The organism is Streptomyces sp. JLBJ103, from assembly GCF_058215575.1.
Window position 1 is genome coordinate 7,219,712 of record NZ_CM177089.1, and the last position, 15,391, is coordinate 7,235,102.

Genomic DNA, 15,391 nt, shown 5'->3' on the forward strand with positions numbered 1-15,391 from the left:
GCGGCCCGCAGGGCACTCCTGATCGGAACACCACTGTGCACACCTTCGGCCACATCTGCTCCCGGGCGGCTCACCGCCTCCTCCTTGTCGGCGCGCTCACCACGCTGGTGCTGCTCGGTTTCGCGGGTCCGGCGGACGCTCACCCCTTCGGTACCCCTCCGGTCGCCAGGATCAAGGCCGACGGGAAGGCGGTCGAGGTCGTCTGGTCGGCCGCCGAGGACGACCTGGCCGTACTCCGCAAGGTCTCCGACAAGGCGGGCATGTCCCAGGCGCGGTACCTCGGCTCGCACATCACACTGCGCCAGGACGGCCGGTCCTGTCCGCTGGACCGCGCGGACACCGCGCACCTCGCCGACGCGGGCGCTCGCCTGCGCTACCACTGCCCGGAGCCGGTGGCCACGGTCGCCATGACCATCACCGCGCTGAACGATGTCGATCCGAAGTACCGCACGATATCCGTCACGGAGTCGGGCGGCGGCGGTCTGCACACGGCCGACGAGCCGACCCGTACGCTCGCGCCCAGCGGGTCCGGACGCGGCGATCCGGACGCGGCGGCCGGGCCCCAGAAGCCGTTCAGCGTCTGGACCATGGACCTTTCCCAGCTGCTGGAACACCGTGCCGTGCTCCCCCTGGCACTGCTCGTCTCGGCCGGGGTGGGGGCCTTTCACGCCTGCGCCCCGGGCCACGGCAAGACGCTCGCGGCCGGTTTCCTCGTGGCCGGACGGGGGCGGGCGCGGGATGCGGTGTGGCTGGGCGTCATCGTCGCCGTGATGCACACCGCGTCCGTCGCCGCGCTCGCCGTCGGATGGTGGCTCGCCTCGGCGAGTGCCCCGGACATCTCGGCGCTGACGGGCTGGCTGCAACTGACGGCAGCCCTGGTCGTGGTGGGCGTCGGGGTGAGCCTGCTCCGGCGCCACCTGGGCAACCGGGGCCGTGCACAGGGCCACAGCCACGACCACGACCACGACCACGGACATGCGCACAGCCACGACCACGGGCACGGACTCGCGCACAGCCACCTTGTCCCCGCCGGTACGTCCCTGCTCACCTGGCGCGGCATCCTGCTGCTCGGTACCTCCGGTGGTCTGCTGCCCTCGCCATCGGCGTTCCTCGTTCTGCTCAGCGGGCTGCTGACCGGCCAGGTCGGCACCGCGGTGCTGATGGTGGCGGCATTCGGTTGCGGTATGGCGCTGACGCTGACCGGTGTCGGCCTGGTCGTACTCCGGGGGCGTGACGCCCTGCTGACACGCGCCTCCAACTCGCCCACGCTGCACGTATGGACACGGCGCGCGCCCATGGTCTCCGCGGTGGCCGTTGTGCTCGGTGGGAGCCTGGCCTCCGTACTGGCCGCGGGACGCGTCCTGGCTCCCTGAGGCTCAGGTGGGCAACGCCAGGCCGGAAACCGGCCTACTCGTCGACCATGATCAGCGGGTCCCGTGCGCCAAGGGCAAGCGGGCCCAATGCGTGCTCCCACCCGTGTGATGACGGGCACCGTGAGTGGTGGCGAGGGCTTCGACAATGGCCAGGCCGCGCCCGTGTTCGTCATGGGCGCAGGACGAAGCCCAGGCCCCCTCCCGTGTTGCGGGGCCGCCATCGGTGATACCCACCCACACCCGGCGACCCGTGTTCTCGCGGGACAGGTGCAGGGTGAGCGGCGGCCGGGCGTGCTCCACGGCGTTGGTGACCAGCTCGGACACCACGAGCAGCACCGAATGGGCGGCATCGTCGCCGATCTGCCAGGTGCTGAGCATGGACCGGGCGATGCGGCGGGCGTGAGCGACCGCTTCCGGGCCGTGCGTCAGCCGACGCGATGTCCGGTCGACGAAACGCGGATCGCGTTCCAGGCGGACTACGTCCTGGCCCCTGTCGCGAAGGCCGCTGCCGCCGGTGGTACACGTCGGCGTGGGTATCGCACGTGAGGCCTGTCGCGGGGTTTCCATCGTCCTAACCAGAGGTGAACGGCACAGCGGTGGAACACCTCTCACACTGCCCAGGGCCTCGTCGTGGAGAGAAGGGGGACACTACGCGGACCGATACGTATGCGCTGCCTACGTATCCACCGACCCGCACGAGTTCGCGATCTGTGAAGGTGATGTTGCGCTGTGTGAATGCGTGCCAGCAAGCTGATTCTGAAGCGGCGATCAGCCGGCCTCTTGACGTGCCGCCCAGGCGGCGATCTGGGAGCGGGAGGTGAAGCCGAGCTTGGTGAGGATGTGCTCGACATGGCCTTCGGCGGTACGCCGTGCGATCACCAGTTTCGCGGCGATCTCCTTGTTGCTCAGCCCCTGCGCGACGAGGTCGGCGACCTGCCGTTCGCGGGGGGTCAGGGGTGCGGACGCTGCCTCGGCGGGTGGTGGGACCGCGGCCGCCTGCTTCTCCTCCAGGGCGTAGGTGACCGCTTGCTCCAATGTCAGCTGCCTTCCGCCGTGAAAGGCGAGCGTGAACGCCTCGTCACCCATCTCCTGGCGCAATGCGGCCTCGCACCGCTGGTGGCCGGTGAGCAGATGGCCGAACCCGGAGAGGGCAGAGCCGGACACCTCCCAGGTTGCCTGTGCGGCACCGAGCAGCGTGGCGGCCCGAGCGCCGCGCCCCTCCTTCATGGCGCACCAGCCCAGGACTTCCAAGCACTGGGCAATGCCGTACTGGTCGTGTGAGAGCGGCTTCTCCCGCAGCGCATGACGGACGAGTGTGGCGGCGCGCCGTGTGCTGCCCTGCCGGTATGCCTCCAGGGCCAGTGCCCACCGCGCGTGGGTGCGGGACCACTCCGCTTGGTGGGTCTCGCACAAGGCAAGGCATCGCTCGGCATACTCGGCGGCCCGAGCGTCGTCGAGGTTGAAAAAGGCGGTGGTCAGCATGAAGGCGGTGACTGCGGCCGAGCCGGGGTCACCTGAGGCCATATGCCGACTGAAGGCGTCTTCCAGCGCCGGCACCGCATCGCGGAAGTGCCCGCGGAACAGGGCACTCAGCCCTTCGATGGTCACAGCGGGACGGGCGAGATCCGGATGGCTCCGCAGCTCCTGGGGCAGGCTGCGAAACTGCTCCAGCCGTGCCGCGGCCCCATCGCCGTCACCCTGGAGGAGCGCGAGCAGGCCGTCGACGTACAGGGCTTTCGCTGTGACAGGGCTGGGCTCCGCGTCCAGGGTGAGTCCCTCGGACAGCCAGCGGCGACCCTCCCCGAGCGAGCCGAAGCCGAGCCGGTGGCTCCACATCGCGGCGGCGAGCGCCAACCCGCTACGGGCCTGGCCGGGTTCACTCATACAGAACGCCAGCGCGGCACGGAGATTGGGATGCTCGGCGCGCAGTACGCGGAACCGCTCGAACTGGCCGGGGCCGAACCACTCGGCCTCGGCCTGATCGGCAAGGCCGTGGTAGTAGTCCCGATGGCGTGCCCGCAGTGTGTCCTTCTCACCTGACGCCGCCAGCCGTTCGAGTCCGTACTGGCGCAATGTCTCCGGCAGCCAGTAGCGCATCCGTGCGCCGTGCTCTTCACACCCAAGTACGGACTTGTCGACCAGATCCGTCACCAGATCGAGCACCTCGGACCGTTCGATGCCGTCACCGCAGCAGACAGCCTCGACCGACGGAAGGTCGAAACCGTCGGAGAACACCGACAGACGTGACCACAACTGTTGCTCACGCGTCGAGCACAGCTCGAAACTCCAGTCGATCGCCGCGCGCAGGGTCCGGTGACGCGGAAGCGCGCTACGCGACCCGCGGGTCAGCAGGTGGAAACGGTCATCGAGGCGGTGCAGGATCTCTTCGACCGACAAGACGCGCGTTCTTGCCGCGGCCAGCTCGATAGCCAGTGGCATTCCGTCCAAGCGCCGACAGATCTGCGCGATCGCCTGGGCTTTGTCCGCGGTGACCACGAAGTCGTGACGGACGGCGACGGCGCGGTCGGTGAACAACCGCACGGCCTCACACTGTGCCGACGCCTCGGATGCGTACACTTCGCCCGGCTCGGGCAGCGACATCGGCGGCACAGGCAACGGCCGCTCCCCTTGCACACCGAGCGCTTGGCGGCTGGTCGCCAGCACATGCAGATCGCGAGCGACGCCCAGCAAGGTGGCCACCAGGGATGCACACTGCTCGAGCAGGTGTTCACAGTTGTCGAGGATGAGCAGCAGCCGCTGGTCCACCAGGTAGTCCGCCAGCATCTCCACCGGCTCGCGCCCCGACTCGTTTCCGAGCCTGAGCTTGGCGGCAACCGCCTGAGCCACCAGCGTTTCATCCTCCAGTGTGGCCAGCTCCACCAGCCACACGCCGCCCGGGAAAGAACGGTGTACGTCGGCGGCGACACGCATGGCCAGTCGGGTCTTGCCGATGCCGCCCGCGCCGGTCAGCGTCACCAGTCGGCCGGACGACAGCAAGTGCCGGACTTGAGCCACTTCCCGGCGTCGACCGACGAAGCTGTTCATTTCCGCAGGCAAGGTGGATGCGTCTCGCACGGTAGCGCCCATGGTCGCAGCCTAGGCCACGGCCGCCGTGCCGCCCCGAGGGACAGCGCGCGGCGGAAACTTCACGGTGACGCCGTGATCCGCCGATGCGTCCGGTTGACCAGTCTTGGTCCCCGGCAAGTCTGTTCCGTCCGGCGCTGATCGACGGGCGGACCCTCGACGAGTTCAGGGAATTGATGGCAATGACGGATATTGTGCTGGTTCACGGGCTGTGGGCGGACGGTTCGAGCTGGAGCGAGGTGATCCCCAAGCTCCACCAGGCTGGGCACCGGGTGCAGGCAGTGCAACTGCCTCTGACGTCGGTGGAGGAAGACGTCACCCTGGTCCGGCAGCTGGTGGACCGGTTGCCTGGGCCGGTGGTTCTGGCGGGGTGGTCCTACGGCGGCGCGGTCATCACCAACGCGGCTCAGGGGGCGGCGAATGTGTCCGCCCTGGTGTATGTCGCGGCGTTCGCGCCGGACAAGGGCGAGAACGGCAACGATGTTCTGGCCCGTTTCCCCTCGCCGGTGGCTGAGGCACTGCGCCAGGATGAGCAGGGCCGGATGTGGCTTGATCCCGACCAGTACGGGCCGGTGTTCGCCGCGGACCTTCACCCGCCCCGTGCGGCGATGCTGGCCAGTGTGCAGAAGCCGGCTGCGCCTGCCTGCTTCGAGACGCGCTCGGGTGAGCCGGCGTGGGCGTCTGTTCCGTCGTGGTACGTGGTGGCCGAGGAGGACCGGGCGCTGCTGCCGGCGGCGCAGTGGTGGATGGCCGAGCGCATGAAGGCGATCACCACGTCTGTTCCCGCGAGCCATGCCGCGCCGCTGTCCCACCCGGAGCAGGTCGCCAAGGTGATTGATTCCGCGGCCCGGTCCGGCTCCCGCACCGCGTGACAACCATTCAGCACGAGAAGTGAAGGAAGTGAAGGTGGTCGTTATGCATGCAGCGCAGACCGGTGCGGTGGGAACCGGGCATGTGAAGGAGGAGAGTCTGCTGCGTTTGGCTCTGAAGCTGGACGGGGCGGTGTCCGGGGCGGTTGCCGTGCTCAGTCTGCTGGGCGCGCGGCCGATGGACAGGTTGCTTGGCCTTCCCGCGTGGCTGCACTGGGCGCAGGGCGGGTTCCTGGCGGTCTACGCGGGTGCGCTGTGGTACGCCGCCACCCGGCCGAGGGTGATCCAGTGGATCGCGGTCGGCGCGGTGGTTCTCAACGTCGTCTGGGCAGTGGGCTGCCTGGCGCTGGCAACGGCCGGCTGGTTCCCCGTGACTGATCTCGGGGCCCTGTATGTCGGTTTCATCGGCATCGCGGTCGTGGTCTTCGCCGCGTTGCAGGTGGCCGGACTGCGGAGAGCCGCCGGGTGACACCGATGCAGTGATGGGCCGGCTCTGCCGGCAGAGCCGGCCCTGCCGCCGTGGGGTGAGCATCCGCGGTGTGCGTAGTGAGATGCGTATTCCTCCCCTGCCCGGTGTCCCGGACGGGCGGCCATGGTGGTGCGGCTCGCCGGGTTCCACTCCCGGGGAGATGGCCACATGTCCGGTGGGTCTGCCGTGTGACGCGCTGACCTGATTGTTCGTCTAGTGGGGAGGAACTGTCATCACTGTGACGGAGCCGTGTGAGCAGTCATGTCCGCGGTACCGGGCTGCGCGTGCGCTGCACGATGAGGATGCGCCGCCCGAGGAGATCGCGAGGCACCTGCTGGCCGCCGAGTCGGCCGGTGAGCCATGGGTGGTGAGTGTGCTCCGGGCCGCTGCCCATGCTGCCACGGCACGAGCACAGTTCGGCGTTGCCGCAGACTACCTCCGCCGGATTCTGCACGAGCCGCTGTCGCCGGGCGAGCGTGCCGTTGTGCTGGCGGAGCTGGGCCAGATCGAGGCGGGCTCGCATCCGGCGGCTGCGGTGCGTCATCTCACCGAGGTGCTCAGCCTTCTCGGCCATGAGAACCCGGCGCGGCGGTTGGAGGTGGTGACCGTTCTTGCCGATGCTCTGACCCGTTGCCGCCGTGGATGCCAGGCAACCGAACTGCTCGACCGCGAAGCCCATGCCTTCGTTACCACCGGATCACCCCGCCATGACCTGGCTGCGCGTCTGCGCCTACAGCGTCTGCTGATCGATGCGGACGACCGGGCGAAGCGGCCTCACCTGGCCCGGGAGGTTGCGGAGTTCGAGGGACGGTATCCGGACGATGAGGTGGTCCAACGGGGGACGGCGGCCCTTCGCGCACGCTGTGGAGCGGAGCAGGAACCGGATGCCGCTGCGATGGCCACTGAGGCCCGCCGGGCGCTGAAAGGTGATTTTTCGCCAGGCGTGGGGATCAAAGTTGCCGGGTTGGCCGTGCAGGCGCTGACCTGGTGCGACCAGGACGAGGAAGCGGCCGTGTTCATCGACCGGCTGGCCGCTCATGCCCAGCGCGATGGCGAGCCGCAGGCCCGGATCTGGGCGTCGCTGAACAGAACCGAGCACGCCTGGCGCACCGGTGACCTGCACACAGCGATCGAGACCGGCCGCACCTGTCTGGAACTGCTGTCCTCCTCCCGTGGGGACAACCGACTGGCCCTCGTCACGGCCCCCCTGGTACGGGCTCTGGTGGAATGCGACCAGGCCGACCAGGCCGTTCCTCTTCTCGCCGTGCCCGACGGCAACCGCTTGGACGACGTCTGGCACGGCAGTCACCTTCTTGAAGCCCGCGCGCGGCTCTCTGTCGCACGCGGTCACCTCGAAGACGCCCTGGCGGACCTCCTTGAATGCGGACGTCGCCAGACGGAGTGGCGACGGGACAACCCGGCCGTGCTGGCCTGGCGCTCCCAAGCTGCCCTCGTCCACCTGGCCATGGGCGACCACGCATCCGCCCAACACCTCGCGGAGGAGGAGCTCCACCAGGCACGTGCCTTCGGCGCACCGCGGGCTGTGGGCATCTCCCTGCGCGCCGCCGGGCTCACTGTGCGCGGGGGGCGGGGACAGCGTTTGGTGGAGGAGTCCGTCGGGCTGCTGGACGAGGCCGGGGCCACCCTGGAACAGGCACGCTCGCTCATCGACCTGGCCACCCTGAGGTTCGAATCCGGCCATACCCGCCTGGCGCGCGAGCTGGCTCGCCGCTCACTCCAGCTCGCGCAGTACTGCGGTGCGGTGGCACTGAGCAACCGGGCCCTCGACAGGCTGCGGACTTTCGGGGGCCGCCCCCGCAGCCTGCGTACGGTCGGAATCCAGGCCCTGACCGAAAGCGAACGCCGGGTTGTGGTCCTGGCTGCCCAAGGTCTCACCAACCGTGAGATCGCCCAGGAGCGGTTCATCACCCAGCGCACCGTGGAAAACCACCTCACCAGTTCGTTCCGCAAACTCAACATCACCGGGCGACGCCAACTCCCCGAAGCGGTCCGGAGCCTCGACGTTCGCCTCTGAGCCCGGTACGCAGAGCCGAGAGCGTGCCCGGTGCTGGGGAGGGCAGCCCGGCTCGCCGGGCGTGGTGCCCGCATTCTCCTCCGGAAGCGAGGCCAGAGCCGACATTGGCATCCGATGGGGAGGCAGACCGCTCGTCATCATGGCCCAGACGGGGCATCAGCCGCTCCAGCGGAAACTAGGCGATGTTCCAGACTTGTTGAAGCGCTGCGGAGTTCGCGTGGCAGCAGCACGCTGAGTGTGCACGTTTGCTCAACGTGCGGAATCGCGCGTGAATCCGGGCACCACGATGCCATGTGTATGCTCGGCCTCCGGGACGTATTACTTCGCCGCCCTGATCCGGTCCGTACAGAGATACGCTCGCGAGCGGCCATCGCTTTTCAGCCACCGCTTTCTGGGGGACGCAGGGCATGCCGTGACGGCATCATGGCTAGCCGCAGGTGAGGTTGGTATGTGCAAGGGATCGGAGAGTGGTGGACTTGTTATCGGAATGTGAAACCGAATTTGTCTGGCATGATCTGGCGTTTCGAGTCCGCGCCAAGGGCCCTGGAGTTGTCGATTACATCAGCAGTCAGCACCAGCTCGCTCGCACCGATGTGAACCCGGCGGTGACGCGGTTCGACATCTCGGCCGTGAGTTCTCCGTCGCGGCTCGCGGAACTGACCGGGCCACCGGCGACCGAGCGCCGGGAGTCGTGCGCGGGATGGTGGTACGACTGCCACCGGCGCGAGGACGGGGCGTTCGTCATCGCCTCCGGGGAAGGGCACGAGTTCACGCACGCCCTGGTCACCACGGACTTCCGCGCGTGGGAGATCGTCGCCGCCCAGGAGCACGAGCTGGGGCTCGTTGTCACCCGCACCATTCGGGAGCTGGTGCGTGAGCACTTCGTCGGCCGTGGCGCGCTCATGCTGCACGGTGCGGCGGCCGTCCTGCCCGACGGCACCGGACTCGTCCTCGCGGGGCTCTCCGGCGCGGGCAAGACCTCCGCGGCCGTGCAAATCGCCCGCGCCGGTGGTTACTGCGTGGCCACCGACCGTTCCCTGCTGCTGGCCGGAGCCGCGGGATGGACCGTGATCGGCCTGCCCTTGTCCACCCGGCTCACCCGCGAGGCGGCGCTCGGTCTCGGTATCGCTCCCGATGAGCGGGACACGCTCATCAGACATGGTGAGGCGGCCGTCCGCAGACCGGATCCCAAGGGCAAACTCTCCCTCAGCAACGCGGAGATGTACCGCCTGGCGGGTGTGGAGTTCGCCGCGTCGACCCGGATCGACCAACTCGTGGTGGTCGAGAACACCGGCGCGCCCCGGCCCCTGTCCAGGCCGCTGCCCACCGCGCGGGCCGTGACCGCGCTGGCCGAGCATGTCCTCGTGCCCGACACGGCCTACCGCAGCCGGTGGCTGTCCGCCGACCCGAGCCCCGAACCGGCCGACGACCCCATGGGCCGGCTCCGCGCCTTGGCCGCTGCCGTGCCCGCCCGGCACGGTGCGTGGACACCGGCGACCTATGGGAAGGACACCCTGACAGCCTGGCTGACCACATCAATCGACGACACCACCGAAACGACAGGAGTCCGTCCGTGACGGCGCCTCGGATTCGCTACAGCGCCCGTGCCCTGCTGCTGGACGAGGACGCCAAACTGCTGCTGTTCTCCAGCGTCGACGAGGGCGGCACCTTCTGGTACCCGGTGGGCGGTGGCATCAAGGAGGGCGAGTCCCCCGAGGCCGCCCTCCGCCGCGAGATCGAGGAGGAGACCGGCCTCACGGAACTCGCCATCGGGCCCCAGATCTGGTACCGGGAGGCCGTGGCCTCCTGGGGCGGAAACACCTACGACTGCCGCGAGCGCATCTACCTCTGCCGCGTACCCCACTTCACCATCGACACCAGCGGCTTCAGTCAGGGCGAGATCGACATGGTCACCGGCCACCGCTGGTGGACGCTGGACGAACTGGATGCCACCGAGGACCGGTTGGTGCCCGCTGACCTGGCGCCGCGGCTGCGCGCCGTCCTCACCGACGGTGCCCCCGCCGAGCCCGAAGCCGTCGGCAGCTGACCTCGGGACCGTCAGGTGAGCCTGCCGACCCGGCGCCCGCGGGGTCGCCGCCACTCTGATGCACATCGCACACATTCGGTTCCGGACTTGGAAAGGTTTTAGCTCCATGTTCCGGCAACCCTTTTGCGGGGTCATTCTTGCGCGGCGGGACGGTCAAATGCTCGCGTGATGGCAGCCATTGCGCCCCGGTTCGGGTTGAACGATACCGGAACCCAATCTTCCGGAAGATTGGGTTCCGAATTGTGTGCCGGAAGATTCTGGGTGAATCCCTAGGAGGGGATCGGTTACGCCCGTGACACGATTGCTCCGGTGGATAAACATGATGAGAACGGCCGGCTGTTTCTCGGTCCCGGCTGCGTGAGATGCCTCAACGCGGCGAGAGCAACCGTGCATTGGCCGTCAGGCAAACATCCGGAGGGAAACCTTTGAGTAGCAACGCGATCAGGGTTGCACTGGTCGGCGTCGGTTCCTGCGCCTCCAGTTTCGTCCAGTCCGTGGCCCTGGACCGGGAACAGCCCGGCCCCGCCAACGGTGTGATGCACGAATACATCGGTGGTCACCGTCTCGGCGACGTGGAATTCGTCGCGGCCTTCGACGTCGACAGCGTGAAGGTCGGCCGGGACTTATCCGAAGCCGTGTACGCCGGCCGCACCGCCGCCGTCCGCCACGTGGATGTGCCGCACCTGGGCGTCAAGGTCCAGGCCGGCCCGCTGCTCGACGGCCTCGACGGCGCGCTCGGCGATGCCGTCGGCACCCACGCCGATGTCGCCCACGCCTCTCCGGCGTCCCTGGCGGCCGCCCTGGCCGATGCGCGGCCCGATGTCATGGTCTGTCTGCTGCCCACCGGGTCCACCGAGGCCGTCGCCACGTATGCCAGAGCAGCCGCCGAGGCGGGGGCGGGCTTCGTCAACGCCACCCCCGAGCCGGTCGCCAACGACCCCGAGCTGGCCGCCCTGTTCGCCGAGCGCGGTGCCGCGCTCCTCGGCGACGACCTGCGCAGTCACCTCGGGGCCACCACGTTGCACACCGCCCTGATCGAGTTGTTCCAAAGCCGTGGTGTCGAAGTGAAGGACAACTACCAGCTGAACGTCGGCGGCAACACCGACTTCCTGAACCTCTCCGACCCGGCCAGGTCCCGCTCGAAGCAGGTCTCCAAGCGCAAGGCCCTCGCCAACGCCGGTATCGACTCCCGCGAGGTCGCCGCGGGACCCAACGGCTTCGTCAAGCACCTCGGCGACCGCAAGGTGTGCTTCCTGCGCATCGAGGGCGAGAGCATCATCGGCGCCCCCGTGCACATGGAGATACGCCTCGAGGTCGAGGACAGCCCCAACGCCGCCGCCGTGCTGGCCAACGCCGTCCGCGCCGCGCACAGCGCCGCCCGGCAGGGCATGGTCGGTGTCATCGACCCGGTCTGCGCCTTCCTCTTCAAGAGCCCCAAGACAGGTGCCAGGGAGTCCGAGGCGCTGCACGACTTCCAGGCGTTCGTGCGCAAGTCGGCGGAGCACCACGCCCATCAGGCGGTGGAGCGGAGTGCCTGACACCGCCACCTGGCTGCCCGGACACAACACCACTGTCGCCCATGTCCTCACCCGGGAGTACGGCCTCGGCGCCCACAAGACGTGGTCCCTCGACCGGGAGAGCGTCAACCGCCTCTGGCGCGTGAAGACATCGGACGGGCAGTACGTGCTGAAGCGATTGGGGCGGGACACCGCTCCGCAGTGGCTCGCCTTCGAGGAAGCGGCTCTGCCCCGGATCGCCGCCGCCGGGATCCCCATCGCGCCGCCGCTGCCGACGGCCACCGGAGCCGGTTCGGTGGTCCACGACGGCTCCGTCTGGCAACTGCGGCCCTGGCGGCAGGGCAGGCCCTTCGACTCCGCCCGGCCGGGCGATATCGAACAGGTCGGCACCTTCCTGTCGGCGCTGCACCGCGTCCCGGTCGAGGGACTGCCCGCGGACGGTCACTGCTCCACCCGCAATCTGGAGTTCTGGCTCGCCACCGAGCGGCCCCCGCACGAGGTGCTGGACGAGGTGGACGAGATCGCCGCCCCGTACGTCAGCGCCGCCGTGCGCGCCGACGCCCGGCGCGCCTTCTCCGCGGTGCTGTCCCGGGCCCGGACCGAACTCGCCGGGTACGCCGACCTTCCCGAGGTCCTCACCCACGGCGAGGTCGCCGGTTCCAACCTGCTGTACTCCGACAGCGGGGAGCTGGCCTGCGTTCTCGACTGGGACGCGCTGCAACTGCGCTCCCGCGTCTACGACATCGCCAGGGGGCTGCTGTTCCTGCCCCGGCGGACCCGCGGCAGCTTCCAGATCCTGCCCGACCGGGCCCGTGCCGTACTCGACGCCTCGACGGCCCGCCAGCCGCTCGTGCCGGACGAACTCGACTCCCTGATACCCGTCCTGGAGCTGAACTTCGTCCCGTCGCCCGACTACCTCCGGCAGGTCACCCGGCACACCCCGGGTCACTTGGAGTGGTACATGGGCTGGCGGGCCGAGGGCGCCCGATCGGTGCGCGGCATCCTCTCGGACGTCATCGCCACGGCCGCGCGGGGGGCAGGGCGATGACCCGGTACGTGTGCCGCACTCCCCGGCACGCGGTGGCGCTGGACGTGAGTCCTGACACCGCCGCGTACGTTCGTGAGCTGCTCGCCCCGTATGTGACCGTCGCTCCCGCGCCCGAGGGGTTGCCCGAGCGGTTCCCCGAGGCGCCGGAAGCCCGCTGGCGGATCGGGATCGCGGACGGGAAGCGTCCGACGGGGGAGGAGGCGTTGATCACCAGCGCCACCGAACCCCTCACCCGGCTCTGGTACGACGGAACGGCCCGGGAGCTGCTGTTCGACCCGGCGATGCCGCACGACTTCCTGCGCCACAACTTCGTCCGCTTCACCCGCATCCTGCTGAGACTGATGCACACGGCGGACCCGGAGGTCTTCCTGCACGCGGGAATGGTCGCCCATGGCGGGTCCGGTGCACTCCTCCTCGGCGCGAAACGGGCGGGCAAGACCTCCACTGTCCTGTCCGCCCTGCGGTCGGGGCTCCGTTTCGTCGGCAACGACGACGTCTCCGTCCACGCGGACAGCCAATGGACCGGACGCGGCTGGCCGCGACGGGTGTCCGTCCGGGGCGACACCTTCGCCGCCGTCGGCCTGCCCGGGGACACCAACCGTGTGCTCCACCCGTCGGAGGTGCGCGACGCCGTGGGCGGTCGACCGTTGCTGGCCGAGGCGCGGGTGGGAATCCTGGTCTTCCCACGGTTCCACACCGAGCCCGCAGTGCTGCCCCTCGGCCCGGACGAGACCCTGGACCGGTTGGTGGCCAACGAGTTGCCCACCCCGGTCAAGCACGTCGACTTCCTGCCGCCGTTCTTCGACTCCGTCACGCCCTCCGACCGGCGGGGCCTCCTCGCCCGTCTCGCGGCGGAGGTGCCCGCCTTCGAACTGCGGCAGCGGTTCTCCGCCCTGCACGACGGAACCCGCGCACTGACCGGGCTCCTGGCCGGGCACACCCCCGCACCTCTCGAAAGGCTGGGAGCGTGAGCACGTCCCCGGGGGACCGTGCCGGGACCGCCCCCGCCGCCGGTAAGGGTGTGCGGCCGTGGCGCTGATCGGCAGCAGGGTGTGGGTGGTCGGCCCGTCGGGCGCGGGCAAGAGCACGGTGGCCCGCGCTCTCGCCGAGGCCCGGGGCCTGCCCCACTACGAGCTGGACGCGATGTTCTGGGCACCGGGCTGGCAGCGGCGCCCCGAGGACGAGTTCCTCGCCGACATCGCCGCCCTGGACCGTACCGACCACTGGATCGCCGACGGCCAGTACGCCTCGGCCCACCCGGTGCTGGAGGAGCTCGCCGACACCGTCGTCTGGGTCGACCCGCGTCGCTCCGTGACCACCGTCCGGCTGCTGCGCCGCACCCTGCGACGGCTGCGGACGCGGGAGGAGCTGTGGAACGGCAACCGTGAACGCCCCGGCAGCGCCGCAGGGCTCGTGCTGTGGGCCCACCGGGAGTTTCCCGTGGTCCGGCGCACCAACACCGCCCTGTGCGCGCGTATGCGGGCGCGTTCCGTCCCCTGCCTGCGGTTGCGGACCTCGCACGACATCCAGGACCTACTCAGGAAGGAACGGGTATGACGCGACTCGCGCTCCTCGGCGGGGAGCCCCTGCTGACCCCCGCCGACCGGCCCGTGTGGCCGCACATCACCGAGGAGGACATGGAGGCGGTGACCGCGCTGCTGCGGCGCGGCGAGATCTCCTACGACGGCAGCGAGGGCGAGGTGCGGGTCCTGGAGGACGGCTACCGCCAGCGCCTCGGAGTGGCCCACGCCCTCGCGGTCAACTCCGGTACCTCCGCCCTGCATTCGGCCTTCTTCGGCCTCGATCTGCGGCCCGGCGACGAGGTCATCGCCCCGGCCTACACCTTCCTCGCCACCGCCATGCCGGTCTTCGCCTGCAACGGTGTGCCGGTCCTGGCCGACGTGGACCCCGACACCGGCATCCTGGACCCCGACGGGCTGGCCGCCCACCTCACACCCCGCACCAGGGCCGTCGTGGTCACCCACCTCATGGGCTTCCCCGCCGACATGGAGCGCATCACCGACTTCGCGTGTGAGCACGGCCTCGCGGTGGTGGAGGACTGTTCCCAGGCCCACGGCGCCGAGTGCTCGGGCCGCCCGGTCGGCCGCCACGGCGATGTCGCCGCCTTCAGCCTCCAGGCCAAGAAGCAGGTCCCGGCGGGCGAGGGCGGCATCCTGGTCACCGACGACCGCAGGATCTACGAGCGCGCGGTGATGCTCGGCCACTGCATCGACCGCGGCGAGGAGGACGTCACCAGCGAGGAGTACCGTGCCTACGGCCGGACGGGCTTCGGCCTCAACTACCGCATCCACCCGGTCGGTGCGGCCCTCGCCCGGGGTGCCCTCTCCCGGCTCGACACCGTGCTGGAAGGCCGGGAAAAGAACTACGACCGGCTCGGCGCCCTCCTGAGGGACATCCCGGGTATCACCCCTCCGGTGCGGCAGACGCATGTGGACCGCGTCGCCCACTATGTGAGCTACCAGCCCCTCTACGCAGCCGAGGAGCTCGGCGGCCTCCCCATCGACGTCTTCACGGTCGCCGCCAGGGCCGAGGGCGTCCCGCTGACCCGGCCGGCCTCGCCCCCACTGCACCGCGAGGTCGCCTTCCGCAGCGCGTCCTGGCACCCTGGCACATACCACCCCGGGGACAACGCCTACCGCCGCTACCGGGGCGACGAGTTCCCGGGTGTCGACGCCTACCTCTCCCGTGTGCTGCGGCTGCCCGTGTACTCCGAGGAGCGGGGCGACCTGATGGACGCCTGGGCCGAAGGCATCCGCAAGGTCGTGGACAACGCCGGGAAATTGCGCGACCGGTACGCCGCCGGTGCCCTCCCCGTCCAGGACCCCGCCCGCACCGCACAGCACTGACCGGCCTCCGCACCACCACGGTCCCGGGCGCCGTGGCGGGGCCGATCGGCGTCCCGCGCCGCCACCGCATCACTGCTCCTGC

Annotated in this window: 14 protein-coding genes; 11 read left to right on the plus strand and 3 right to left on the minus strand. The window is 69.8% G+C overall.

All coding sequences use genetic code 11. The features are described 5' to 3' along the window. Positions 1–35 precede the first annotated feature (35 nt). On the plus strand, positions 36–1,373 hold the full coding sequence (locus AC4BEG_RS31565) for a hypothetical protein (protein ID WP_490703070.1): 1,338 nt from the start codon (positions 36–38) through the stop codon (positions 1,371–1,373). A gap of 51 nt (positions 1,374–1,424) precedes the next feature. On the opposite strand, the gene AC4BEG_RS31570 is transcribed toward AC4BEG_RS31565, so the two are convergent. Both AC4BEG_RS31570 and AC4BEG_RS31575 read right to left on the minus strand, forming a co-directional pair. Then, positions 1,425–1,751 carry an ATP-binding protein gene (locus AC4BEG_RS31570; RefSeq protein ID WP_490703071.1) on the minus strand — a complete coding sequence of 109 codons (327 nt, stop codon included), beginning with the start codon at positions 1,749–1,751 and terminating at the stop codon, positions 1,425–1,427. 390 nt (positions 1,752–2,141) lie between these two features. Beyond that, on the minus strand, positions 2,142–4,460 hold the full coding sequence (locus tag AC4BEG_RS31575; protein WP_490703072.1) for an ATP-binding protein: 2,319 nt from the start codon (positions 4,458–4,460) through the stop codon (positions 2,142–2,144). Between the two features lie 83 nt (positions 4,461–4,543). Here AC4BEG_RS31575 and AC4BEG_RS31580 point away from each other — a divergent pair, with 83 nt between their 5' ends. Together AC4BEG_RS31580 and AC4BEG_RS31585 are read left to right on the plus strand one after the other, a co-directional pair. Next, positions 4,544–5,329, plus strand: coding sequence for an alpha/beta fold hydrolase (locus tag AC4BEG_RS31580; RefSeq protein ID WP_490703073.1), 786 nt, complete (start codon positions 4,544–4,546; stop codon positions 5,327–5,329). A 43-nt stretch (positions 5,330–5,372) separates the two neighbouring features. Then, a complete protein-coding gene (locus AC4BEG_RS31585) occupies positions 5,373–5,795 on the plus strand; it encodes a hypothetical protein (protein ID WP_490703074.1) in 423 nt (140 codons plus the stop codon). Positions 5,796–6,054: 259 nt separating this feature from the next. Here the strand turns inward: AC4BEG_RS31585 and AC4BEG_RS31590 are convergent, their stop codons facing one another. Then, positions 6,055–6,474 (minus strand): hypothetical protein, encoded by a 420-nt coding sequence (locus tag AC4BEG_RS31590; protein WP_490703075.1) that lies wholly within the window; start codon positions 6,472–6,474, stop codon positions 6,055–6,057. Positions 6,475–6,738: 264 nt separating this feature from the next. Between AC4BEG_RS31590 and AC4BEG_RS31595 the strand changes: the two genes are divergently transcribed. The 8 genes from AC4BEG_RS31595 to AC4BEG_RS31630 all read left to right on the plus strand — a co-directional run bounded on the left by AC4BEG_RS31595 (position 6,739) and on the right by AC4BEG_RS31630 (position 15,309). Next, positions 6,739–7,830, plus strand: a complete 1,092-nt coding sequence (locus AC4BEG_RS31595) for a helix-turn-helix transcriptional regulator (protein ID WP_490703076.1) — start codon at positions 6,739–6,741, stop codon at positions 7,828–7,830. Positions 7,831–8,459: 629 nt separating this feature from the next. After that, positions 8,460–9,407, plus strand: a complete 948-nt coding sequence (locus AC4BEG_RS31600; RefSeq protein ID WP_490703077.1) for a hypothetical protein — start codon at positions 8,460–8,462, stop codon at positions 9,405–9,407. After that, positions 9,404–9,877: an NUDIX hydrolase gene (locus tag AC4BEG_RS31605; RefSeq protein ID WP_490703078.1), complete on the plus strand. Its 474-nt coding sequence runs from the start codon at positions 9,404–9,406 to the stop codon at positions 9,875–9,877. The genes AC4BEG_RS31600 and AC4BEG_RS31605 overlap by 4 nt, the downstream gene beginning before the upstream one ends. 425 nt (positions 9,878–10,302) lie before the next feature. After that, a complete protein-coding gene (locus tag AC4BEG_RS31610) occupies positions 10,303–11,415 on the plus strand; it encodes an inositol-3-phosphate synthase (protein ID WP_490703079.1) in 1,113 nt (370 codons plus the stop codon). Continuing rightward, the gene (locus AC4BEG_RS31615; protein ID WP_490703080.1) at positions 11,408–12,442 is read left to right on the plus strand and encodes a phosphotransferase enzyme family protein; all 1,035 of its coding nucleotides are present in this window, start codon (positions 11,408–11,410) and stop codon (positions 12,440–12,442) included. Before AC4BEG_RS31610 ends, AC4BEG_RS31615 begins: the two co-directional genes overlap by 8 nt. Beyond that, on the plus strand, positions 12,439–13,413 hold the full coding sequence (locus AC4BEG_RS31620; RefSeq protein WP_490703081.1) for a phosphoenolpyruvate carboxykinase (ATP): 975 nt from the start codon (positions 12,439–12,441) through the stop codon (positions 13,411–13,413). The genes AC4BEG_RS31615 and AC4BEG_RS31620 overlap by 4 nt, the downstream gene beginning before the upstream one ends. Before the next feature lie 58 nt (positions 13,414–13,471). After that, positions 13,472–13,999: a P-loop NTPase family protein gene (locus AC4BEG_RS31625; protein ID WP_490703082.1), complete on the plus strand. Its 528-nt coding sequence runs from the start codon at positions 13,472–13,474 to the stop codon at positions 13,997–13,999. Next, positions 13,996–15,309, plus strand: coding sequence for a DegT/DnrJ/EryC1/StrS family aminotransferase (locus tag AC4BEG_RS31630; protein ID WP_490703083.1), 1,314 nt, complete (start codon positions 13,996–13,998; stop codon positions 15,307–15,309). The genes AC4BEG_RS31625 and AC4BEG_RS31630 overlap by 4 nt, the downstream gene beginning before the upstream one ends. Positions 15,310–15,391: the final 82 nt, after the last annotated feature.